Below are 21,592 nucleotides of genomic sequence, written 5' to 3' on the forward strand. Positions count from 1 at the left end.
GGTGCCACGTCACACGAACTCAGAGGATGCCTCCGGGCCCGTAGGCGGCGGCCTCAGGGTGCGTTTTCGCGACCGCGGCCACCCTTTCGGCGACGCGGTCGACCTGATCGCCTGCCGCGCCAACGAATTCACCCGTATCGGCTACGAGCCGGCCCAGCTCAGACCGGTTCATCGGCAGGCGCTCGTCGGCGGCGAGCCGGTCGAACAGGTCGTTGCCGCGCTGCCCGGATTCGCGCATGGCGCGCGCCACGGCGACGGCGTGCTCCTTGATCGCCTCGTGCGCGTCCTCGCGTCCGGCGCCGCGCCTGACGGCCTCCATCAGGACTTTCGTCGAGGTCAGGAACGGCAGGTACCGGTCGAGCTCGGCGCCGACGACCGCCGGGTAGGCCCCGAAATTGTCCAGGACCGTGAGAAAGGTCTCATAAAGCCCGTCGACGGCGAAGCACAGGTCCGGCAGCGCGACGCGGCGCACCACCGAGCACGACACGTCGCCCTCGTTCCACTGGTCCCCGGCGAGCTCGCCGAGCATCGCCGCGTAGCCGCGGGCGACCACGGCCAGGCCGTTGATGCGCTCGGAGGAGCGGGTGTTCATCTTGTGCGGCATGGCGGAGGAGCCCACCTGGCCCTCCATGAAGCCCTCGGTGGCCAGCTCGGCGCCCGCCATGAGCCGGATCGTCAGCGCGGCCGACGAAGGCGCGGCCACCGACTGCACGAGAGCCGAGCCCGCCTCGTAATCCAGCGAGCGCGGGTAGACCTGCCCGACCGAGTCCATGACGCGCTCGAAGCCGAGGTGGGCGGCGACGCGGCGCTCCAGCTCGGCGAGCTTCGCGCCGTCGCCGCCGAACAGGTCGAGCATGTCCTGGGCGGTCCCGACCGGGCCCTTGATCCCGCGCAGCGGGTAGCGGCGCAGCAGCTCCTCGATCCGCTCGTAAGCGCCCAGCAGTTCCTCGGCCCACGTCGCGAAGCGCTTCCCGAGCGTCGTGGCCTGCGCGGGCACGTTGTGGCTGCGCCCGGCCATGACGAGGTCCCGGTACTGCTCGGCGCGGGCGGCCAGGCGCACCGCGGCGGCGACGAGCCGGTCGCGGACGAGTTCGAGCGACTGCCTGACCTGCATCTGCTCGACGTTCTCGGTCAGGTCGCGGCTGGTCATGCCCTTGTGGATGTGCTGGTGGCCCGCGAGGTCGGAGAACTCCTCGATGCGGGCCTTGACGTCGTGCTTGGTGACGCGCTCGCGCTCGGTGATCGAGGCGAGGTCGACGGTGTCGAGCACGCGCTCGTAGTCGGCGATCACGCCCTCGGGCACGGTCACGCCCAGCTCGTGCTGGGCCTTGAGCACCGCCAGCCACAACCGCCGCTCGGCCTTGATCTTGCCGACGGGGTCCCAGATGTCGCGCATCTGCTGGGAGGCGTACCGCTCGGCGAGCACATTCGGAGTCACGCGGCAATCATGACATCGCGCACGCATGCGTGCGCGATGTCTCGGCGCGCCTGTTAACCAGCGCCTATTCACCCCGTAAACTGGCCGGGTGCGAGTACTCCTGATCGGCACCGGCGGCCGCGAGCACGCCATCGCCGCGGCCCTGGCCGCCGACGAATCCGTTGACGCGCTCATCTGCGCCCCGGGCAGCCCCGGCATGGGCGAGCTGGGCCGGTGCGTCCCGGTGAACGCGAACGACCCGGCCGCGGTCGCGTCGCTGGCGGTCACCTCCGCCGCCGACCTGGTCATCGTCGGCCCCGAGGCACCGCTGGTGGCGGGTGTGGCCGACGCGGTGCGCGCCAAGGGCATCCCGGTGTACGGGCCGAGCCGCGAGGCCGCCCGCATCGAGGGCTCGAAGGCCTTCGCGAAGGAGGTCATGGCCGCCGCGAACGTGCCGACCGCCGCCGCGCGCGCCTGCCGGACCCCCGAGGAGGTCGCGGCCGCGCTCGACGAGTTCGGCGCGCCGTACGTCGTCAAGGACGACGGCCTCGCCGCGGGCAAGGGCGTCATCGTCACCGACGACCGCGAGGCGGCCCTGGCGCACGCGATCGAATGCGAGCGGGTCGTCGTCGAGGAGTACCTCGACGGCCCCGAGGTCTCGCTGTTCGTCGTCACCGACGGCGAGACGGCCCGCCCGATGCTCCCCGCGCAGGACTTCAAGCGCGTCGGCGACGGCGGCACGGGCCCGAACACCGGCGGCATGGGCGCCTACACGCCGCTGCCGTGGGCCCCCGACGACCTGGTGTCCGAGATCATGACCCGTGTGGCCGAGCCGACGCTGGCCGAGCTGGCCGGGCGCGGCACCCCGTTCGTCGGCACCCTGTACTGCGGGCTGGCGCTGACGGCGAAGGGCCTCAAGGTCGTCGAGTTCAACGCCCGGTTCGGCGACCCGGAGATCCAGCCGATCCTCTCGCTCCTGGAGTCCCCGCTGGGCGAGCTGCTGTACGCCGCCGCCACCGGCAAGCTCGCCGGCTTCGGGCCGCTGTGGTGGCGCGAGGGCGCGGCGGTCTGCGTCGTGGTCGCGAACGAGGGCTACCCGGAGGCGACGGTCACCGGGCGGCCGATCTACGGCGCCGAGCAGGAGGGCGTGCTCCATGCGGGCACCGCGCTGGACGCGACGGGGCAGCTGATCGCCACCGGCGGTCGCGTCCTCAACTGCGTGGGGACGGGCGCCTCCGTGGCCGAGGCCCGGCAGGAGGCCTACACGCTGGCCGAGGGCGTCAAGCTCGAAGGCGCGCACTTCCGCGGCGACATCGCCGCGAACATCTGACCGCCCCGCCCGCGCGGCGGAATCGCATATATGAGCCCTTCTCGGCCCGATGCCGGAGACACTGGAGGCGAACCAGTGGCGCACCGGCAGAAGGGACGGACATGGCGCACGAAGAACGAGGACGCATCGTGGTCGGCGTCGACGGCTCCCCGTCGTCGACGCAGGCGCTCACGTGGGCGCTGCGGCAGGCGGAGATCACCGGCGCGTCCATCGAGGCGGTCCACGCCTGGCAGATCCCCATGACGTACGGGGCGCCGGTGGCGGTCCTCCCCGGCGAGGACTTCGCCGAGTCGGCCGAGCGGGCACTGGCCGAGTCCGTCGACGAGGTGCTGGGCGGCCGCGAGGACCTCCCGGTGAGGCGCATCGCCGAGCACGGCCTGCCCGCCAAGGTGCTCCTGGAGCACTCGCAGGACGCCGAGCTGCTGGTGGTCGGCAGCCGCGGGCGCGGCGGCTTCAAGGGCCTGCTGCTCGGCTCGGTGAGCCTGCACTGCGTCACGCACGCGCACTGCCCGGTCGTGGTGCTCCGGCACGAGGACTGAGGCCTCAGGCGGCCTCTGGGAGACCGTCGCGGGAGACCGGGCAGGACATGCACCTGGGGCCGCCGCGGCCCGAGCCCAGTTCCGAGCCGGGGATGGTCATGGTCTTGACCCCGGCGCGCTCCAGGCGGGCGTTGGTGACCGTGTTGCGCTCGTAGGCGACCGCGACGCCGGGGGCGAGGGCGAGCGTGTTGTTCCCGTCGTCCCACTGCTCCCGCTCGGCGGTGACCACGTCCCGCTCGCCGGTGTGGATGATCTCGATGCCGTCCACGCCGATCGCCTCGGCGGCCGCGGCCAGGAACGGCCGGGGGCCCTCGATGTCGAGTTCGGACTCCTCGCCCGGCCTGACGGTGTAGGCCTCCAGGCGGTGCTCGGCGGGCGCGTACATGACCATGCGGTGCGCGTCGACCATGGTGCACAGCGTGTCGAGGTGCATGGTGGCGCGGCGCTGCGCGATCGGGACGACGAGGACGGTGTGGACGGATCCGCGCTCGAAGGCCCGGCGCGCGAGCCGCTCGGCTCCGGCCGGGGTGGTGCGCTCGCCGACGCCGACGGCGAGGACGCCGGGGGCGAGCGCCAGGACGTCGCCGCCTTCGAGGTGCTCCAGCGACGGGTCGTAGAGCTTCGGCACCGCGGCGAAGCGCGGATGGTGGCGGTAGATGATGCCGGTCAGGGTCGTCTCGCGGCGCCGGGCGGGCATCGCGAGGCTGGTGACGGCGACGGCGTCGCCGATCCACACCGACGAGTCGCGGGTGAACATCATGTTCGGCAGGGGGTCGATGACGAAGTCGGTGCCGCGCATGAGCTTGTGGCGCAGGCTGTGGGAAGAGCCGAACTCCTCTTTGGTGGCGCCTTCGATGAGGACCGCGGTGAGCCGCTCCGGTTCGAGGTCGGCCAGGTAGGCCGCGAGCTCGACGCCGAGGGTGTGGCCGAGCCGCACGTCCGCGGCCACTGAGGCGATGACCTCCTCGCGGGCGGCGGGCAGGTAGAGGCATTCGGTGAGCAGTGCGCCGACGTAGAGGACTTCGACCTCGTGTTCGATGAGGGTGCGGGCGAACCGGTCGTGCTCGGCCTGGGCCCGCTCGACCCACGGGATGCCGTCGAACAGCAGCGCACCGGTGTTGCGCGGGGTCAGGCGGCGCAGTTCGCCGCCGGGGCGGTGCAGCATGACGCTGCGCAGGCGGCCCACTTCGGAATCGACACCGTAGGAGTGCATCGTCGAACTCATGATCCAGACAATAGAGGCACTGCCACCGAAGATCAACTTTTCTCTGTTAACGTGGATCGACTGAGCGTGACGACTACCCCCGGGACGCCCATTGACACAGTTGGAACTCGTTATCCCACTCCGGAGGAGGGCTCTGGGAGCCGACGACGGCCACCTTCACCCAGGGCTGGTGCCGTGGCGCGCCGCGGTGTGCGCGAGCACCGACGCGTGCCTGCTGCTGTCCGAGGACAGCCGGATCGTCGCGGTCGCGCCGGTGGCCAGGGAGATGCTCGACCTGCCCGTGGAGGTCGAGTCCACGAGGCCGCGGTTCCTCCACTGCGGCCTGAGCTTCCTGGACTTCACCGCGGGGGCGCAGCCGCTGCAGGACGCCGAGCTGGCGCGGCTGGCGCCGGTGCAGTCGCTCCAGACGGACGCGTTGGAGCGGAGCCTGATCCGCATCGACCGCCGCGGCGTGCACCGGACGTTCGACGTGGTGGCCTCGCCGCTGCACTCGCCGCCGCGGCTCGACGCAATAGGAGCCCTCGCGTTCTTCACGCCGGTGGGGCCGGGCTAGGGCCTGTGCGAGGGCTCGGGGCGAGGCGGTATCCGATTCCGTTCGCCCCGCTCGCAGTACCGACTTATAGCCTGCAAGCACCGTTGGTTGTTTTATAGCCTATAAGATATAAAATTACTGCGCCAAGTGGGGAAGGCTCTCCAGGCACCGGTGTCGTGCCTGGAGGGCTGCACGACGCCCCCTCGGGGTTCTCAACTCATTGAGTGATGAGTGCGTCCGGGCGGCGGTCGCCGCCCGGACGCACTCATCACTCGTCATTCATCACTTGTCACTCGATGATGAGCTCGAAGGTGCTGGTGGTGTTCTTGATGTCCTGGTGGTTGCCGCTCATCTCCAGGTTGTGGAAGACCGCCGAGCCGACCGCCGGTCCCTGCCCCGCTTCGGGCATCTCGTTGACCCAGATGCCGAAACCGGACTTGTCCTGGAACTCGTCGCCGCTGAGCCGCGCGCCGGTGATCGTGACGTCGGTGAACACGGTGTCGGTGACCGAGTGCTCCGGCTGGCCGCCGGTGTACTTGGTCTGGAACATGATCCCCGAGTAGGTCGGATCCACGATGTCCACATTGCTGACCCGGATGCCCTCGAACGCCTTGTCCGCCGAGAAGACCCAGATGCCGGGGAAGGTCTGCGCTCCCCAGAAATGGCCTCCCGCCCGCACGACCGAGATGTTCTCGAACCGGGTGGGCGAGGCGGAGCTGAAGCCGTCCATCGGATAGCCGAAGTCGAGCGAGCTGATGGTGATGCCCGAGTAGACCAGCGTGTCGGCGATGTGGATGTTCCGGAACGTGTTCCCGAACCCGCCGTAGACCGCCAGTCCGGCGGCCCGCCAGGTCAGCATCGAGGTCAGGTTCTCGTACACGTTGCCGGTCTGGTCGCCGCCGCCCGCGTCGGTGGCGGCGAACAGCGCGAAGCTGTCGTCACCCGAGGCGCGGGACTCGACGTTCCGCACCACGTTGCCCGTGCTGCCGTTGGTCATGTTCAGCGTGTCCGCGAACAGGTTGCGGACTCGCGAGTTCTGGATCACGGTGTCGCTGATGTTCGAGCCCCAGAACATGCAGACCTGGTGCTCGACCCACATGTCGTCGATGGTCATGTCCGAGACGTTCTGCCAGTCGAAGACCTTGCCGGGGCCGTCGATGCGCGTGATGTAGTTGCCGAAGTAGGCAAAGCCGGAGAAGGTGGACCCGTTCGCCGTCGCATCGGCCCGGAAGCCGACGTCGGTGTTGCTCTGGCCCTGCGGCGCGTAGAACCGGGTGTACCACGGGCCAGCGCCGATCACCTCGGTCGCCTTGCCGTAGACCTGGAACTTCTGCGCGGTCTGGTAGTCGCCCGGCGGCAGGTACACGCCGAGCAGGTCGCCCGAGGTGTCCATTCGGAACTCGTTCAAGGCGGCTTGCACGTCCTGGTGGGTGAAGCCGTCCGGTTCGATGTACCGGGCCGGGTCCGGGTTCGGCTCCGGCGCGACCTGCTCCAGGCTGATGAAGTCGATCGAGTAGAAGGCCGCGCTGTTCGCCGCGTCCTTCTGGAGCCGTATGGTGCTGCCGGCCGGGATCGTCCGGTCGAGCAGCACGTTGGCCTCGTCGTAGATGTGCCGCGGCGCCCCGGAGCCCGGCGAGTTGTTCGGGCTCGCCTCGGCGCCGTAGAGCCACGCGTAGCGCGAGGTGAGCTCGATCGGCTGGAGGAATTCGCCGTCGACGTAGACGTTCAGGGTCGCGTCGATGCCTCCGCCGCCGGGCGCGTCCGGAATGGAGAACCGGGTGACCAGCGTGTTGGTGTCGGTCGTGGTGGTGAACTCGACGAACTCGCCGGTGGCGTCGAGCACCGCGGCCTGGCGTCCGGAGGCCTCGCCGGCGAGGTCGCCGATGGTCCGGTTGGGGGCGAGCACCTCGGCGCCGCCGCCGACCTGGGCGTCCTCGGCCTCGTCGAGGGTATAGGGCATGTTGGCGCCACGGCCGATGTAGAGCTCGCGGGCGGTGGTGTTGTTGTCCCGCTTGGACTCGTGCTCGTTGGCGTCGGGCGCGACCTCGGCGGTGACGGTGTAGCCGCCGTCGGCGGCGGTCCAGGTGCCGAGCGCGATCGGGTCGGTCGAGCCGCCCGCGGCGACGACGCCGCTGTGCGAACCGGAGAGCGTCGCCACCGTCTCGCCGGTGTCGTCGTCGGTCACGGTCACGGTGATGCCGTGGTCGCCGCCCGATGAGTCGACGCTGCCCTGGTTCTCGATCGAGACCGAGAAGGCGACCTCGTCGCCCGCCGCGGGGTTGCCGGGCGACCAGGTCACCGCCGAGGCGACGAGGTCGGAGGTCGGGATGGCCTCCACGAGCAGCGGTTCGGGGTGGGCGTGGGCGTTGTTGTCCTCGTTCTGCTCGATGACCTCGCCGTTCGGGTCGGCTACGGCACTGAGCAGGTGCTCGCCTGCGTCCAGCGGTTCGATCACGGCGGCGACGGTCGCGTCGGCGCCGGGGTCCAGCGCGCCCACGGGGGCGGTGCCCGCCGGCTCGCCGTCCACGAAGAGGCCGACTTCGGCCTCCGGGGACGCGAGGTCGCCGGTGTTCTCCACGGTGGCCGAGAGCGTCAGCTCGTCGGTCTCCACCGGTGAGGCGGGGCTCCACGACAGGTCCGTGACGACCAGGTCGGGGTTCGGCGCGGGGGTGCCGCGCACCTCGAACTCGGCCACCTGGGCGCCGGGCGCTCCGGTGTTGGCGCTGAACCGCAGCCGGACGTCGGCGGCGGTCGCCGAGACCGGGATGGTCACCGTGTTGCCGGTGGCCGGGTCGAAGGCGTAGTCGGCCTCGGCCTCGATGGTGGTGAACTCGCCGCCGCTCTGGTCGCGGCCCAGGACGGCGAACGTCTGCGTGCGCGGTCCCCAGATCGGGTCGGGGTTGAGCCGCACCACGATCTGCTCGATGTCGGCGTTCGCGCCGAGCGCGACCGTCAGCGTGCTGGGGAACGATCCGGACGCGCTCTCCCAGTACGTCGTGGCATCGCCGTCGTTGGCCTGCGCGGGAACGAATTCGAACGCGTGGGAGGAGGCGCTGATCGCCTTGCCGGGCGACAGGTTCCCTCCGGTCGGCTCTTCTGGCGGGTCGCTCTCGCCGTAGACCGCGAGCTCGGCGATCTGGGCGGCGGGCCAGCCGGTGTTGGCGGTGATGTGCAGGCGCACGTATCGGGTGTCCACGGTGTCGAAATCGACGGTGACCGCGTTGCCGGTGGCCGGGTCGAAGGTGTAGTCGGCGGCGTCGACGATCGTGGTGAACGACGAGCCGTCCGTGCTGGTGCGCACCTCGATGGTCTGGGTGCGGGTCTGCCAGGCCGAGTCCGCCGGGAGCTGGACGACCAGCTCGTTCACCGCGAGCGCGGACCCCAGATCGACCTGGAGCCATTGCGGGAACGTGTAGTTGGCGCTCTCCCAGTAGGTGGCCCGGGCGCCATCGGCGGCGTTGCCCGCCGCGTACGCCTGGGTGTGGCTGCTGGCGCTCATCGTCTTGCCCGCCGCCAGGTTGGGGCCTTGGGCGGCGGCCGGTGAGACCGGCACGAGCGCCAGCACGGCCGCCACCACGGCTGCGGCGAGGACGGCCGCCGCCGTGATGCGGGTGCGTGAGGGTTTCATGTTCTGCTCCTTGTTCGGATAGGTGCGGCATCGATCCGCCGCCGGGTCCGCGGCCGTGCTGCCGGTGGCGGCCGATGTGGACCCGGCGTCGGTGAGCAGCGGCTCGGCGCGTCCGGGCGGGGCGGTCCGGTGGACCGCCGCCCTTCGGTCGGGCGTCGCCGGTGGTGACCCGATGCCGAAGGCACGCTCAATACATCGACGTGTGTCGATGGAAAATGGAAAAAACAGGAGTGAAGTTGCTGGCTATTTGAGGTTTAGCGCTATACCTTTAAGGGAAGTTTAACCCTTCGAAGTCATACTTGTCAATGCTTCGTTTTCGACGGCGTCCGCGCCGCGCAACGCACGTGCGGGCGAACGCGCGATCGCCGAAATCCCGGCCGGAGGCCGGTTCGACCGCAGGATCGGTAACACCGCCCGCGACATCGCCTCTGGCGCGGTCAGTCGTCGCCGAGGTGGTAGACCACCGCGTCGTCGGTGCGGTCCACCTCGATCCCGAGCGGGTCGGTCTCGTAGTCCAGGCCGGCCCAGTCGCTGCCGGGCAGCCACGACGGGATCACCACCACCGTCTCGATCCCCGCGTCCCGCAGCCCGTCGATCGCGTCCTGGGCCGGGAACGAGTCCGAGATCTGCCGGATCCCGGCCTGCTCGTCGGGCGTGAACGCGGCGCTGCCGTTGGCCATGTCCACGAAGCCGTCGATGCTCCAGAACTGCAGGCGCGTGTCGCGCCCGTCCGAGGGCAGGAACAGGACCGGCCCCTCCAGCTCGGACATGTCCAGCGGCGGCTCGGGCGGCTCGGGGTTGTCGACCACCGGCACGCCCTCCAGCAGGACCAGCACGATCGGCAGGAACAGCAGCGCGTGGACGCGCCGGGGCGCGCGCACCGTCAACCGCTTGTCCACTCGCGACTCGTGCGCCACCGCGTCGGCGTCGTCGGCGATCCGCGTCAGTGTCCCCGCTGCCAAGACTGCCAAGAGCAGCGTCATGTAGAGGACCAGCCTGCCGGGCGTGCGGATCGCGTCGAACCCGGGCGCGTACTCGTACAGCAGCCCCCACGCCCACGAGCCGTCGTCGAGGAAGTTGGGCCCCATCGCGAGCGCCATGAACACGGCGGTGCCGAACGCGAGCCAGAACCGCTTCCACGGGCTCCACGCCGACCAGATCAGGCCCATCAGCGCCAACGCCAGCAGCGTGAAGCCGACCAGCAGCGTCTGCTCGGGCGGCCAGGTCAAATCGGCCCGGGCCGCCTCGTGCGCCCCGCCCCACAGCCGCGACTCCTCGGGCGAGATGACGAAGCTCTGCCAGGTGGGGCTGAACCAGGCCACGTAGTCGTAGTCCCGCACCGTCTCGGGGAAGGCGCGCGCCACCATCGCGTGCTTGTCGGCGATCCACAGCACCCCGAGGCTGAACAGCGAGCCGCCCAGGCCGTCGGCGACCAATGTCGTCCACCGCAGCTTCGGCCGCTTGACCAGCCAGAAGCACCCGACCACCAGGCCGATGAACAGCATGATGTAGACGAACGTGAGGCCGAGCGCGACGCCGATGGCGAACTGCCACAGCGCGCACGCCCACCCGGCGACGATCCAGCCGGTGCGCTGGCGCTCGGGCCTGAAGCCGTGGCGCAATGACCAGCCGTGGCCGCGCGCCAGCATGGCCAGCGCCAAGGCGATCCCGCCCGCCGAGAGCACGTTCAGGTGTCCGAAGTGGGCGAGCTTCCACGGGGCGTACGCGAACGCGGCCGCGCCCACCGCCGAGGCGGCGATCCTGGCCCCGAGCTGGCGCAGCAGGGCGTAGGCGCCGAGGAACGCCAGCGCGAAGGTGCCGATGAACAGGATGTTGTAGACGACGAGGGCGCTGGTGGTGTCGGTGATGAACAGCGCGGCGGGAGCGTAGCCGAGGAGCGTGTCGGTGAACAGGAACGAGTCCAGCGCCGGCCAGAAGCTGTTGGTGCCCCAGATCCCGGCCGGGTCGGTCCGCAGCGCGTCCGAGAGCCAGCCGAGGGTGTAGGCCTGGAGGAGGGGATCGCCGAGGTCGTGGGGGATGACGTGGTCGGCGTCGCGGGCCAGCGGCCACGTCATGGCGACCGACAGGATCGCGCTGAAGAGCCCGGCGAGGGTCCATTCGCTGGTGGCGGCGCGGCGCGCGAGGCGGCCGAGGCGGTGCATGGGCGGGAGGCGGTGCCTGCCGGTGCCGTCGTCATCGTCGTCGACGGCCTCGCCGTCGCCTCGGGCGAACCGCCGCCAGCGGTCGCCCTCGGACGCGGCGTCCTCGTCGGCGTCGTGATCGGCTGCCGGACGGGCGTCGTCGGTCGGCGCATCGGTCTCGGACTCGTCGGGCCGCGCCGCGGACTCCGCCTGGGGCTCGGGTCCGTCCTCTGCTTCAGGTGCGTTGTCGGTGATCGCCATGGAGCTCGCCGTCTCGAGTAGTCGTGTCACGGCACATCCTACGGAGTGGCACACACGCGGCCGCGAGCGTCCAAGAGCGCCACGGCCGAACAGCCGCGCCCGACAGTGCCCCGCTCGCGGCCGCGAGCGCCGTCCCTTCGGGATACCTGGCCCGCGAAATCGGCGGTGATCAGGCCGTCACTTATCCGCCGCCCGCTCGTTGAACGGGGTTGAGACCTGATTCCCCTTGAGGACCAGACCGTTAGCCCCGAGACCGCAGTTGGAGAACCGCAGGCATGGGAAGACACACCACGAAGCTCGGTGAGGCCTCACGAGCCGAGACGCGTCCGCCGCTGCCCTACCCGGTGCGCGACGGGCGCATCTCGCCGCCGAGGCAGGAGGCGATGGACCGGCGCTCGCAGCGCCGCAAGTCGCGCCTGGCGGCGCTCTCGGCCGCCTCGATGCTCGCGATCGGGGGCGCGGCGGGCATGAGCATGGCGATGGCCGACGAGCCGGAGTCCTCGGGCGGCGGCGAGATCGTCTTCAGCGGCGACTGCGGCGCGCTGCACGTGGTCTCTCCGACCTCGAAGCCGAGCGCCTCCCAGATCACGGTGACCGAGGGCTCGGAGGTCGAGTACACGAACGACCTCGGCGTCCCGGCCGAGCTCTACGTCGGCAACGAGACCTATGACATCGGCTCGGGTTCGACGCAGGTGTTCATCATGAACCAGTCGGCCGAGATCGCGATGGTCCCGGACTGCCGCGGCCTGTTCGCGCAGTACGAGTCCGCGCAGGTGAACGTGGTCGACGCGCCGAAGGCCGAGGAGCAGGACACCTCGGACGGCCAGGACGACTCGGGGCCGTCCACGGCCGAGCTGCCGAGCAGGGGCTCGGGCGGCGACTCGGACGACCGGTCGGACGACGCGGACGGCGGCACCTCCCAGCAGGGCGGCGACTCCAGTGCGCCGCAGGACGCGAACGGCACCGAAGCGAACGGCACCGAAGCGGAGGCGAGTGCCGAGGAGCAGGCCGACGACAAGGCCGGCGAGACCGACGACGAGGAAGTGAACTCGTTCGGTCCGGCCGCCGGCACCGACGAGGACTCGGGCGACCCCGAGTTCAGCCCGGCCAGCAGCGACGAGGTCGTCGCGGTGGACCCGAAGGCGGTCTCGGACGGCGCCAGCGGGCTGCTCGCGCTGGTCGCGATCGTCTGCCTGGTCGGCGTGAGCGCCGCGGTCATGCGCACCATGCTGAAGCAACGGGCGACGGCTTGATCGCCCCGCATGCGGCCCGCAGCGCCGCCGGACGCGCGTCCGGCGGCGTCGAGGCGGGCCACCGGTCCGGGCCCGGCCGCGCCGGGCCCGAGACGTCACACGGTGGAGTCTCCGTGAGGCACTGAAACCGGGCACTCGTTGGTGGTCTTTCCTCCCCAGGTCCCACACCGACGCCCGGGTCAGTGCCTCACGGCCTGCTCTGCGCCGATTCGCTCCCACGGCGGCGCCCGCGACCGTAGATTGGCACGCATGGTGACGTTCGCGCGCAGCGCGTTGGGAAGGCACCCGGCTTGCCGCCGCCCGGGCGATTGCTTTAGCGTGGGCCGGAGTCCTTTGTCAGTGCTACCCCAGCCCTAGAGTCAGGTACCCCAGCTGTGACCACCTCGAAGCCGAAAACCTCGCGGAGACTCTGGCCCTACCTCGCCGTCCCGGCCCTCGCGGTGCTCGTCGCCGCGGTCGTCTACGTGAGCGACTTCAGCGCCGAGGACGTCGGCCTCGGCAAGTCCTCCGGCGATGATCTCCCCGGGTCGCAGGTCGAGGAGTCCGAGCTGGCCGACTCCGAGATCCAGCCCGACCCCGCCGAGCAGCACGAGGCCGCGCAGGAGAAGCTCCAGGGGATGCTCGACGACGCCGTCGAGGACTACCTCGCCGACATCGACGACGAGAACCTCTACGTGTCGATCGCGGTGAACGACAGCGAGTTCGAGCTCGCCTACAACGGCGACGAGCAGCACGACACCGCCTCCATCGTCAAGGTCGAGATCCTCGGGATGCTCCTGCTCAACTACGACACGGTCGCGGACATCCCCGACTGGGTCATGGCCGACGCGGAGAAGATGATCAAGGAGTCGGACAACAACGCCACCAACGACCTCCTCTTCGGGGTCCTCGACGGGCACCAGACGATGCGCGACGCGCACGAGATCTTCGGCCTGACCGGCACCGAGCCCGGCGAGGGGGAGCGGTGGGGCCTGACGCAGACCACCGCCGTCGACCAGCTGACCATGCTCAAGGGCGCGCTGTACGAGGGCATCCTGACCGAGGAGCAGGCCCAGTTGTCGCGCGACCTCATGGGCGATCTGGCCGACTTCCAGGACTGGGGCGTGGTGGCCGGGGCCGAGGACGGCGAGTCCGTCTGGATGAAGAACGGCTGGGACACCCGCGACGCCCTCGGCGGCGAGTGGGCCGTCAACTCGATCGGCGTCATCGCGGGCGACACCGAGGAGCCGATCATGCTCTCGATCCTCACCGGCGGCTCGGCCTCCGAGGAGGAGGGCATCGCCCTGGTCGAGGACCTGGCCGAGATCACGCGCGAGATCGTCGACACCGACCCGCTCGCCTAGCCTTGACCCCGTCCCTTGAAAAAGGCACACTGAACAGACCGCAAAGCTTATACCTATACTCTATAATCTATATTATATAAATTATATTTTATATCCTATAAGATATAGGATGGCCTATGACTGATCTCCACTCCGCGCTGTCCGAGGCGGGCCTCACCGCCGTCGTCGACGGCGACATCCTGGCCGCACACTCGGTCGACCAAGCGCAACTCGTCGCACCCGGACGGGCCGCGGCACTGGTCAGGGCCCGCTCCACCGCGGAGGTCTCCGCGGTCCTGCGGATCGCGAGCGACCTCGGCGCACCGGTGGTGCCCCAAGGCGCGCGCACCGGCCTGGCCGGCTCGGCCACCGCCGTCGACGGCGCGATCCTGCTCGACGTCTCGCCGATGGACGCGATCGTCTCGCTCGACCCGGTCAACCGGACCGCCGTGTGCCAGCCGGGCGTGCGCAACGCGGCCATCTCCCGCGCCGCCGCCGAGCACGGCCTGCGCTACGCGCCCGACCCCGGCTCCTGGGAGACCTCCACCATCGGCGGCAACATCGCCACCGCCGCCGGAGGCATGTGCTGCGTCAAGTACGGCGTCACCGCCGAATACGTCCTCGGCCTCGAAGTGGTCATGGCCTCCGGCGAGGTCATGCGATGCGGGCGGCAGACCGCGAAGGGCGTGGCCGGCTACGACCTGGTCCGCCTGTTCTGCGGCTCCGAAGGCACCCTCGGGGTGATCACCGAGGCGACGGTCAAGCTCAGCCCGATCCCGCGCGAGCGCCTGACGCTGGCCGCGGTCTTCGACACGACCGCGGACGCCGGGCGCGCCGTCACCGCGATCATGGCCTCCGGCGCGCAGCCGAGCCTGCTCGAACTCATCGACAACGTCCACCTGCGGGCCCTCGAAGACCTGCGGCCCATGGGGCTGCCCACCGACGCCGCGGCGCTGCTGCTCGTCGCCGCCGACAACGACCCCGACGCCGAGCTGATCGCGATCGAGCGGCTCTGCGAGGAAGCGGGCGCCGCCGAGGTCTACCGCGCCACCGACGCGACCGAGGCCGACGCGCTGCTGGAGTCGCGTCGCATGGCCTACCACGCGATGGAGCCGCTGGGCACGGTCCTGGTCGACGACGTGGCCGTGCCGCGCTCGCGGCTCGCCGAGGCGCTCGACGGCGTGCAGGCCGCGGCCGAGCGGCACGGCGTCGTCATCGGCGTGATCGCCCATGCCGGGGACGGCAACCTGCACCCGAACATCGTCGTCCACCCCGAGGACGAGAACTCGGTGGCGGCCGGGAAGGCCGCGTTCGACGAGATCCTGGAGATGACCCTCGCGATGGGCGGGACCATCACCGGCGAGCACGGCGTGGGCATGCTCAAGCGCGACTGGCTCGCAAGGGAAGTGGACCCGGTGAACCTGGCCGTGCAGCGGCGCATCAAGGAGGCGCTCGACCCGCTGGGGATCCTCAACCCCGGGAAGGTCCTGGCCGGTTGAGGCGGTGCGGCTTCCGGCCGGTTGACGCACCCGGCGTCTGAATCGTCCCGATACATGGTTGTGTCGGAGCTGTGACACAGTAATGGGGCCGCAGCGCTTGCCCATTCGCTGCGGCCCCGATAAAGTGGAGGAGCTCCACTTTTCATTGGCACCGGTCGAGCTGTGCCCGATTGCCCTGACCGGTTATGTGCCCCCGGATGTTCCGTGCCTCCCAGAAGACTGCCCATGTCACTCTGTTCGGCGTGTCGGCGTGACCGGAACACTCATTACTATGAGGACCATCTCTGAGCGTGGCCTGTGGCGAGGCTGAAAAAACCCTGGGAATCGATGCCGAACCGTTACGAAGGCACGTCGAATCCGGCGAGTTTATCCAGCTCAGCGGTCACATCGGGACGCTGATCGACGCTCTCGCCGTCAATAGAAGTGATAAAGGCCACACCACGAACGGACGAGGTCAGCCAGGCCGCCTCCGCCTCCCGCAGCTCCTCCACCGGAATCAGCCGCTCCGCCGTCTTCAGCCCCGCCTTCGGGGCGTTCTCCAGCAGGAACGCGCTCGTCGTCCCCGGCAGGATCCCCGCCGACACCGGCGTGGTGCACAGCGTCTCGCCCTCCAGCCACAGGAGCGACGACGTCGGCCCCTCCAGCGCGAAGCCGTCGGCCGAGACCCACAGCGCGTCGTCCGCGCCCTGCGACTTCGCCCAGCGCATGACCGCCATCGTCGTCGCGTACGACAAGGCCTTCACCCCGCCTAGAAGCCACGGGGCTCTCCCCCGCGCATCGGCATCCACCCCCAATGTCGCCGTCGCGATCCGCAGACCGTCCCTCCTGGGCAGGATCCGCTCCCTGGAAACCGGATCGACCGTCGCGAACACCGTCGGCGGCCCGCCGTGCTCCCGCCCGCGCGTCGCCACCAGACGCAGCGCCCCCTCGCCGCCCGCGGACTCGCGCCAGGCCGCCAAGGCCTGCTCGGCCAGCGCGGCCAAAGCCGCCTCGTCGGGCAGCTCGAACTCCATGCGCTCGGCCGAGGCCGCCATGCGCGCCAGGTGCCGATCGAGCAGGAACGCCCGCCCCTCGCGCACGTTGATCGTCTCGAACACGCCGTCGCCCCGGAGCACGCCCAGGTCGTCGGCGCACAGGATCGGCTCGTCGGAATCGACGACGCCTCGGTGCAGTACCGCTGTCACTGTTGCCATGGGTCCATTCTGCGACGTGCGCCACGCCCCGGCTCCCCGCCCACCCCGACGATTCGACACCGACCACGTGGTGGGAAGTACGATGCAGACATGCCCACCGAAGCCGAGTCAGACACGGAACTGGCGGCGGTACTGCGCGCGAAAGGCATGCGCATGACCGCCCAGCGCCAGCTCGTGCTCGAAGCGGTGCGCGAGCTCGGGCACGCGACGCCGGAGCAGATCCACGAACGCATCCGAGACCAGGTCGAAGGTGTGAACATCACCACCGTCTACCGCACGCTGGACCTGCTCGAACAGCTCCAGCTCGTCTCCCACACCCACCTCTCCCACGGCGCCCCCACCTACCACCCCGCCGGCGACCGCGGGCACGCCCACCTGGTGTGCCACCGGTGCGGGCGGATCACCGAAGTCGAACCAGCGGTGTTCGCGAACGCGCGCCAGGAGGTGGCCGACAAGACCGGGTTCGTCCTCGACGTCGGCCACGTCGCCGTGTTCGGGACCTGCGCCGAATGCTTGGAGAAGGCACGATGACCGAGACAGCCCCGTCCCCGCTGCTGGAGATGCCCGGCGCGGTCGCGAACGACGGCGGGCGCGTCGCCCGGCACTACGGCCAGCCACTGACCGAACAGCGCAAGGCGATCGAGAGCGGCGCCGTCTTCGACAGGAGCGACCGCGACATCATCACGATCACCGGCGCGCCTCGCCTCGAATGGATCCACTCCCTCTCCACCCAGCACCTCACGAGCCTCAAACCCCACCAGGGCACCGAGACGCTGTTCCTGTCGCCCACCGGCCGCGTCGAGCACCACGCCAACGTCTACGACGACGGCGAGACCCTCTGGCTCGACACCGAGCCCGGCGACGGCGAGGGACTGCTGAAGTTCCTCGAGATGATGAAGTTCCGCACCGAAGTCGACATCAAGGACGTCTCCGGTGAGTGGGCGCTGTTCACCTACATCTTCGAAGACGACAACGGCGAGGCCGAGCCCGTGCGCCAGCCCGTGCCGGTCGCGAAGTTCGCCGCCAAAGACCTCCAAGCCGTGCCGACCGCCGTCTACCCCGGTGCCCCTCTCGACCACACCGACGGTTGGACGCGCCGCACCGACAGCCTCGCCGAGCACACTTACGACCTGATGATCCGGCGCGAGGACATCGCGGGCAACGTCGGGAGTTCCGACGCCGCGCACGCCGGCTCGTGGGCCTTCGACGCCCTGCGCGTCGCCGCCGGATGGCCGCGCTTCGGCGTCGACACCGACGAGCGCACCGTCCCGCACGAGGTGCCGCACTGGCTCGCCGCCGCCGTGCACCTGGACAAGGGCTGCTACCGCGGCCAGGAGACCGTCGCGAAGGTCCACCACCTCGGCCAGCCGCCGCGGCGCCTGGTGCGCCTGCACCTCGACGGCACCGACGAGCACCCGCCCGCCCACGGCACGCCGGTCACCTTGGACGGCAAGGAGGTCGGCTTCGTCGGCACCGCCGTCCAGCACTACGAGGACGGCCAGATCGCCCTGGCGATGCTCAAGCGGAACACAGCCGCCCAGGTGGACGCACGTCTCATCGTGGGCGATCAGGCCGCGCACCAGTGACCGCGGCGTTAGTCTCCGCTGTATGGACTCCGATCATCGCGGCGGCCACCCCGCCGCAACCGCATACCACGGCGGCGACTTCGTCGCCGAAGTGGTCCGATCCGGCTTCGCCGAGAGCTTCCACCGAGGCAGCGTGGCCGTCACCGACCCCGAAGGCCGACTCCTCGCCTCGATCGGCGACGTCACCGGCCCCGTCTTCCCCCGCTCCTCGGCGAAGCCGCTCCAGTCCCTCGCGATGCTCCGCGCCGGATGGAAACCCGACAGCGACGCCGACCTCGCGATCGCCTCGGCCAGCCACAAGGGCGAGCCGATGCACGTGGCGCAGGTCGACTCGGTGCTCTCGCACGCCGGGCTCGGCGAGGACCAGCTCCAGTGCCCGCCGGACCTGCCCGGCGACCCGGCGTCGAGGCGCGCGGTCATCGCCGTCGGCGGCGGCGCGCGGCGCGTCTACATGAACTGCTCGGGCAAGCACGCGGGCATGCTGGCGACGTGCGCGGCGGGCGGCTGGGACCTGTCGACGTACCGCGAGCCGCTGCACCCGCTCCAGGAGCAGATCACCGACACCGTCGAGGAGCTGTGCGGCGAACCGGTCGCCGCCACGGGCGTCGACGGCTGCGGCGCGCCGGTGCTGGCGGTGGGCCTGCACGGCCTGGCCCGCGCCTACGCGCGACTGGTCGAGGCCGACGAGGGCACGCCCGAGCGGACGGTGGCCGACGCGATGCGGGCGAACCCGCAGCTGATCGCCGGCACCGAGACCGCCGACTCGCGTTCGATGGAGTCCCTCCCGGGGCTGCTGGCCAAGGGCGGCGCCGAGGGCGTCCACGCCTTGGCGGTGCCGGGCGTTGGCGCGGTGGCGGTGAAGATCGACGACGGCGCGGGCCGCGCGTCGATGCCGGTGGCGCTGCGCGCGCTCCAGACCATGGCCGGGTACGCCTTCCCCGCCGAGTCGAAGCGGGCGGTGGAGGACCTGATGTGGCCCGAGGTCTACGGCGGAGGCCAACCGGTCGGCAGGCTCCGCACCCTGCTGTAGTGGCGCAGCACTCATAGGAGCCAATACCCACTCGCCACCTGAGCAAGGCACAAGGTAGTATCGTCGCGTTGCCAATTGACAGCACTCGCGCGAGTGGCGGAATGGCAGACGCGCTGGCTTCAGGTGCCAGTGTCCGCAAGGACGTGTGGGTTCAACTCCCACCTCGCGCACGCAGGGTTCGCTATTTGAACCCTGAGATTTGTGAAAACCGTTTTCAGTGGCGGCGTCGTTCTCCGGAACGGCGCCGCTGCTGGCTTTCCGGGGCCTGGCCAGCTTCAGCAGCGGTTCGACGACGGAGCCGTGCTCGCTCCGTTCGATGCGCGGACCGTGGTCGCCGCGGTCGAGATAGAGCCCGCCGAAGCAGATCTGGTTGAGGACCTTCCGGTCCGCGTCGGCCACGCGCCGGTAGACCGCCTTCGGGTCGGCGAGGAACTCCAGGAGCGTCTCGATCGTCTCGCGGGCCTGCATCAGTTCGGTGGCGTCGGATCGGTCGAGTTGTTCGTCGATGGCGGCCTTCTTGAGTCGCAGGTCGCGGATCTTGGCGGTGAGTTTGTCGGCGGGCCAGTCCGGGTGTCCGACCAGTTCCACGTACTGGTCTTCCTGTGCTTCGAGGCGGCCTCGCTCGCGTGTCAGCTGGTCGCGCATGGCCTTGGAGGTGCGTTCCTCGGCTTCGAGCACGGCGGCCAGATGGGACCGGACCTCATCAGCCTCGGTCGAAGTGAGGGCGATGGTCGCCCAGTGGACCGCGACGTGGTCTTCGACGGCGGTCACCGGGAGCCTAGGCAGGTCGCATTCGCCGTGGGCGCGACCCAGGCACAGGTAGTAGAAGTAGAACCGCCCGGTCTTAGACTTGCCGCGCTCGATGGTCAGGCGCTGCTTGCAGCGAGCGCAGCGGACCAGACCTTTGAGGAAGTGGTCCCATTTGCGCTCGCGCACCCCCGCCTGGCGCTGCTGGTAGAGCACCTCTTGGACCCGTTTCAACAGCTCGGCGGTCACCAGCGGCTCGTGCCGCCCGTCGTACTCGCGTCCTTTGTAGGGAACCTTGCCGAGGTAGTAGCGGTCCCGCAGGATCCGGCCCAAGGTGTGCATCGAGACGGGTGTCCCGGCCGGATAACGCTTGGTCGGTCGGGTGCGCAGCCCGGCGGTGGTGGCGGCCTCGCGGAGCTGCGCGAAGGTGTATTGCCCCGTCGCGTACCGCTCGAACAGCATCCGCACCAGCGGCGCTCGCTCCGGATCGGGCACGACGGTGCGCCCGGACCGTCCTTCGACGGTCTCGACCGAGTTGAGGTAGCCCAGTCTGGTGCGGTTCGGCGTCCCGCCGCGTTGGGCCTTGGCCTCCATCTTGTAGGCGATGTCGTCTCCGGCGGCCTTTGACTGGTACTCGTTGACCACGTCGAGGATGCCGGCGAGCATCTCCCCGGAGATGGTCTCGGCGGTCGGGTCCTTGACCGACAGGAGCGACACCCCCAGCCCTTTCAACTCCCGACGGGTCAGCGCGGCGTCGGCGGCGTTGCGGAAGATCCGGCTGCGCATGTAGATGAGGATGACGTTGACGTCGCCGCGGGTGCGGACGCGTTCCATCATCGCGCCGAAGGCCGGTCGGCGGTCGATGGTCTTGGCCTAGCGGCCCGGCTCGACGTACTCGTCGACCACCGTCAGCCCCAGATCGGCCGCCAGGGCAGCGCAGGCCTTGCGCTGGGCGGGGATCGAGTTGTCCTCGGGGTCGTAGTCGGTGTTGACCTGTTTGGGGTCGGAGACCCGCAGATACAGCACCGCCCTCCCCGCGTGCCGAGCGCCGCTGCTCTCCTTGCTGTTCGGTCCTCTCATCGCTGTCCCTCCGTACCTGGTTCACTGTCGCGGTCGATCACGCCCTGCGGCTCGCGCCCGTGGTCTTCGGGTTCGCGGTCGCGGATGGCGATGCGCACCAGCGCTTCGGCCAGGCGGCGGGTGTCGATGCGCCGCCTCCGTTCCCCGGTGACCCGGATCGAGTGGTCCCGGCCAGTCATCGCGACCACCGGCCCGTACGGGCGCGGCCGAGCACGTGGCGTGTGACGGTAGCTCCGCTCCGGCGCGCCATCAAGCCATGCGAAGTGGGCCGCGAGCGCGGCGGTTGAGCAGCTGCGGCAGCCTCAGAAGAGGAACCCAGGGCAGGCAGCGCAGCGTCGGGTGATGAGCAGACGTAGGGCAAGGTGGGCGTCCCACCGAGCATCGAGCGATCCAGGCGGCCATAAATTTTACTCGCAATATCACCGTTAGTCAATACCCAGATACATTTTTTCGCTCAGCTCGACTGGGTGAACGCACCCTCCCGGTTGCCCGCACCCACCCTCAGCGCAGTAACCAGGGTGGGTAACCGGCTGGAGATCAGGAGTTATATCACTGTTCATGCCTGTTCGTGAGGGTAACCTGGGTCCAGAGCAGCTGCGTGTCCGCAGGCTGGGCCCACCCTTGCCTCAGTAGCCGACTACCCGGTGTGCTTTCCGAATGAAGGCGATCTCGTCTCCTGATTTCGACGGCTATAACCGACTTCCTTCTTCCGCCGTGCGGCGCGTCTGCTCTGCGGGGCCCGCGCTGGCCATCCAGGAGGTCGGCTCGTTGACCGTCTCCTTTCCCGCCCCGCTCCACAGCTCGTCAAC

Annotated in this window: 16 protein-coding genes, 1 tRNA gene and 1 pseudogene; 10 read left to right on the forward strand and 8 right to left on the reverse strand. The window is 70.0% G+C overall.

Going from position 1 to position 21,592, the window contains the following annotated elements:
* Positions 1-19: 19 nt before the first annotated feature.
* A complete protein-coding gene (purB, locus tag H613_RS0114675) occupies positions 20-1,438 on the reverse strand; it encodes an adenylosuccinate lyase (protein WP_245598564.1) in 1,419 nt (472 codons plus the stop codon).
* A gap of 88 nt (positions 1,439-1,526) precedes the next feature.
* Here purB and purD point away from each other — a divergent pair, with 88 nt between their 5' ends.
* Positions 1,527-2,747 (forward strand): phosphoribosylamine--glycine ligase, encoded by a 1,221-nt coding sequence (gene purD, locus H613_RS0114680; protein WP_026924409.1) that lies wholly within the window; start codon positions 1,527-1,529, stop codon positions 2,745-2,747.
* A gap of 101 nt (positions 2,748-2,848) precedes the next feature.
* On the forward strand, positions 2,849-3,286 hold the full coding sequence (locus H613_RS0114685; RefSeq protein ID WP_026924410.1) for a universal stress protein: 438 nt from the start codon (positions 2,849-2,851) through the stop codon (positions 3,284-3,286).
* Between the two features lie 4 nt (positions 3,287-3,290).
* Here the strand turns inward: H613_RS0114685 and H613_RS0114690 are convergent, their stop codons facing one another.
* Positions 3,291-4,511 carry an arginine deiminase gene (locus H613_RS0114690; RefSeq protein ID WP_026924411.1) on the reverse strand — a complete coding sequence of 407 codons (1,221 nt, stop codon included), beginning with the start codon at positions 4,509-4,511 and terminating at the stop codon, positions 3,291-3,293.
* A 169-nt stretch (positions 4,512-4,680) separates the two neighbouring features.
* On the opposite strand from H613_RS0114690, the gene H613_RS0114695 reads away from it, so the two are divergent.
* Positions 4,681-5,064 (forward strand): hypothetical protein, encoded by a 384-nt coding sequence (locus H613_RS0114695; protein ID WP_156926043.1) that lies wholly within the window; start codon positions 4,681-4,683, stop codon positions 5,062-5,064.
* Between the two features lie 268 nt (positions 5,065-5,332).
* On the opposite strand, the gene H613_RS0114700 is transcribed toward H613_RS0114695, so the two are convergent.
* Both H613_RS0114700 and H613_RS0114705 read right to left on the reverse strand, forming a co-directional pair.
* The gene (locus H613_RS0114700; protein WP_051393370.1) at positions 5,333-8,671 is read right to left on the reverse strand and encodes a discoidin domain-containing protein; all 3,339 of its coding nucleotides are present in this window, start codon (positions 8,669-8,671) and stop codon (positions 5,333-5,335) included.
* 437 nt (positions 8,672-9,108) lie between these two features.
* On the reverse strand, positions 9,109-11,103 hold the full coding sequence (locus tag H613_RS0114705; protein WP_156926044.1) for a hypothetical protein: 1,995 nt from the start codon (positions 11,101-11,103) through the stop codon (positions 9,109-9,111).
* Between the two features lie 245 nt (positions 11,104-11,348).
* On the opposite strand from H613_RS0114705, the gene H613_RS30925 reads away from it, so the two are divergent.
* The 3 genes from H613_RS30925 to H613_RS0114720 all read left to right on the forward strand — a co-directional run bounded on the left by H613_RS30925 (position 11,349) and on the right by H613_RS0114720 (position 15,147).
* Positions 11,349-12,326 carry a hypothetical protein gene (locus H613_RS30925; RefSeq protein ID WP_026924415.1) on the forward strand — a complete coding sequence of 326 codons (978 nt, stop codon included), beginning with the start codon at positions 11,349-11,351 and terminating at the stop codon, positions 12,324-12,326.
* A 374-nt stretch (positions 12,327-12,700) separates the two neighbouring features.
* On the forward strand, positions 12,701-13,669 hold the full coding sequence (locus tag H613_RS29330; protein WP_051393371.1) for a serine hydrolase: 969 nt from the start codon (positions 12,701-12,703) through the stop codon (positions 13,667-13,669).
* A gap of 116 nt (positions 13,670-13,785) precedes the next feature.
* Entirely contained in the window at positions 13,786-15,147 is a 1,362-nt protein-coding gene (locus H613_RS0114720; protein WP_026924416.1) for an FAD-binding oxidoreductase, read from the forward strand.
* 338 nt (positions 15,148-15,485) lie between these two features.
* Here H613_RS0114720 and H613_RS0114725 read toward each other — a convergent pair whose 3' ends face one another.
* Entirely contained in the window at positions 15,486-16,340 is an 855-nt protein-coding gene (locus tag H613_RS0114725) for an aminotransferase class IV (protein ID WP_026924417.1), read from the reverse strand.
* Between the two features lie 90 nt (positions 16,341-16,430).
* On the opposite strand from H613_RS0114725, the gene H613_RS0114730 reads away from it, so the two are divergent.
* From H613_RS0114730 to H613_RS0114745, 4 genes are all read left to right on the forward strand, one after another.
* Complete coding sequence (locus tag H613_RS0114730) at positions 16,431-16,871, forward strand: Fur family transcriptional regulator (protein ID WP_035738204.1); 441 nt, start codon at positions 16,431-16,433, stop codon at positions 16,869-16,871.
* On the forward strand, positions 16,868-17,926 hold the full coding sequence (ygfZ, locus tag H613_RS0114735; protein WP_084546636.1) for a CAF17-like 4Fe-4S cluster assembly/insertion protein YgfZ: 1,059 nt from the start codon (positions 16,868-16,870) through the stop codon (positions 17,924-17,926). The genes H613_RS0114730 and ygfZ overlap by 4 nt, the downstream gene beginning before the upstream one ends.
* 22 nt (positions 17,927-17,948) lie before the next feature.
* Positions 17,949-18,956 carry an asparaginase gene (locus H613_RS0114740; RefSeq protein ID WP_026924420.1) on the forward strand — a complete coding sequence of 336 codons (1,008 nt, stop codon included), beginning with the start codon at positions 17,949-17,951 and terminating at the stop codon, positions 18,954-18,956.
* Positions 18,957-19,043: 87 nt separating this feature from the next.
* Positions 19,044-19,126: transfer RNA gene (locus H613_RS0114745), tRNA-Leu, on the forward strand.
* A 634-nt stretch (positions 19,127-19,760) separates the two neighbouring features.
* Here H613_RS0114745 and H613_RS32800 read toward each other — a convergent pair.
* The 3 genes and pseudogenes from H613_RS32800 to H613_RS0114770 form a co-directional block, all read right to left on the reverse strand.
* Positions 19,761-20,540, reverse strand: a pseudogene (locus H613_RS32800) (recombinase family protein); the annotation flags it as partial.
* Between the two features lie 36 nt (positions 20,541-20,576).
* Entirely contained in the window at positions 20,577-20,783 is a 207-nt protein-coding gene (locus tag H613_RS30930) for a hypothetical protein (protein WP_156926045.1), read from the reverse strand.
* A complete protein-coding gene (locus H613_RS0114770) occupies positions 20,780-20,962 on the reverse strand; it encodes a hypothetical protein (protein ID WP_156926046.1) in 183 nt (60 codons plus the stop codon). The genes H613_RS30930 and H613_RS0114770 overlap by 4 nt, the downstream gene beginning before the upstream one ends.
* Between the last annotated feature and the right edge of the window lie 630 nt (positions 20,963-21,592).

Source organism: Glycomyces arizonensis DSM 44726 (assembly GCF_000482705.1).
GTDB classification, from domain to species: domain Bacteria; phylum Actinomycetota; class Actinomycetes; order Mycobacteriales; family Micromonosporaceae; genus Glycomyces; species Glycomyces arizonensis.

Bases quoted from the DNA above. Each gene is read 5' to 3' on its own strand.
- H613_RS0114685 (WP_026924410.1), top strand. From the start codon at position 2,849: ATGGCGCACGAAGAACGAGGACGCATCGTGGTCGGCGTCGACGGCTCC.
- H613_RS0114690 (WP_026924411.1), bottom strand. From the start codon at position 4,511: ATGAGTTCGACGATGCACTCCTACGGTGTCGATTCCGAAGTGGGCCGC.
- H613_RS0114700 (WP_051393370.1), bottom strand. From the start codon at position 8,671: ATGAAACCCTCACGCACCCGCATCACGGCGGCGGCCGTCCTCGCCGCA.
- H613_RS30925 (WP_026924415.1), top strand. From the start codon at position 11,349: ATGGGAAGACACACCACGAAGCTCGGTGAGGCCTCACGAGCCGAGACG.
- H613_RS0114720 (WP_026924416.1), top strand. From the start codon at position 13,786: ATGACTGATCTCCACTCCGCGCTGTCCGAGGCGGGCCTCACCGCCGTC.
- H613_RS0114725 (WP_026924417.1), bottom strand. From the start codon at position 16,340: ATGGCAACAGTGACAGCGGTACTGCACCGAGGCGTCGTCGATTCCGAC.
- H613_RS0114730 (WP_035738204.1), top strand. From the start codon at position 16,431: ATGCCCACCGAAGCCGAGTCAGACACGGAACTGGCGGCGGTACTGCGC.
- ygfZ (WP_084546636.1), top strand. From the start codon at position 16,868: ATGACCGAGACAGCCCCGTCCCCGCTGCTGGAGATGCCCGGCGCGGTC.
- H613_RS0114740 (WP_026924420.1), top strand. From the start codon at position 17,949: ATGGACTCCGATCATCGCGGCGGCCACCCCGCCGCAACCGCATACCAC.
- H613_RS30930 (WP_156926045.1), bottom strand. From the start codon at position 20,783: ATGAGAGGACCGAACAGCAAGGAGAGCAGCGGCGCTCGGCACGCGGGG.
- H613_RS0114770 (WP_156926046.1), bottom strand. From the start codon at position 20,962: ATGACTGGCCGGGACCACTCGATCCGGGTCACCGGGGAACGGAGGCGG.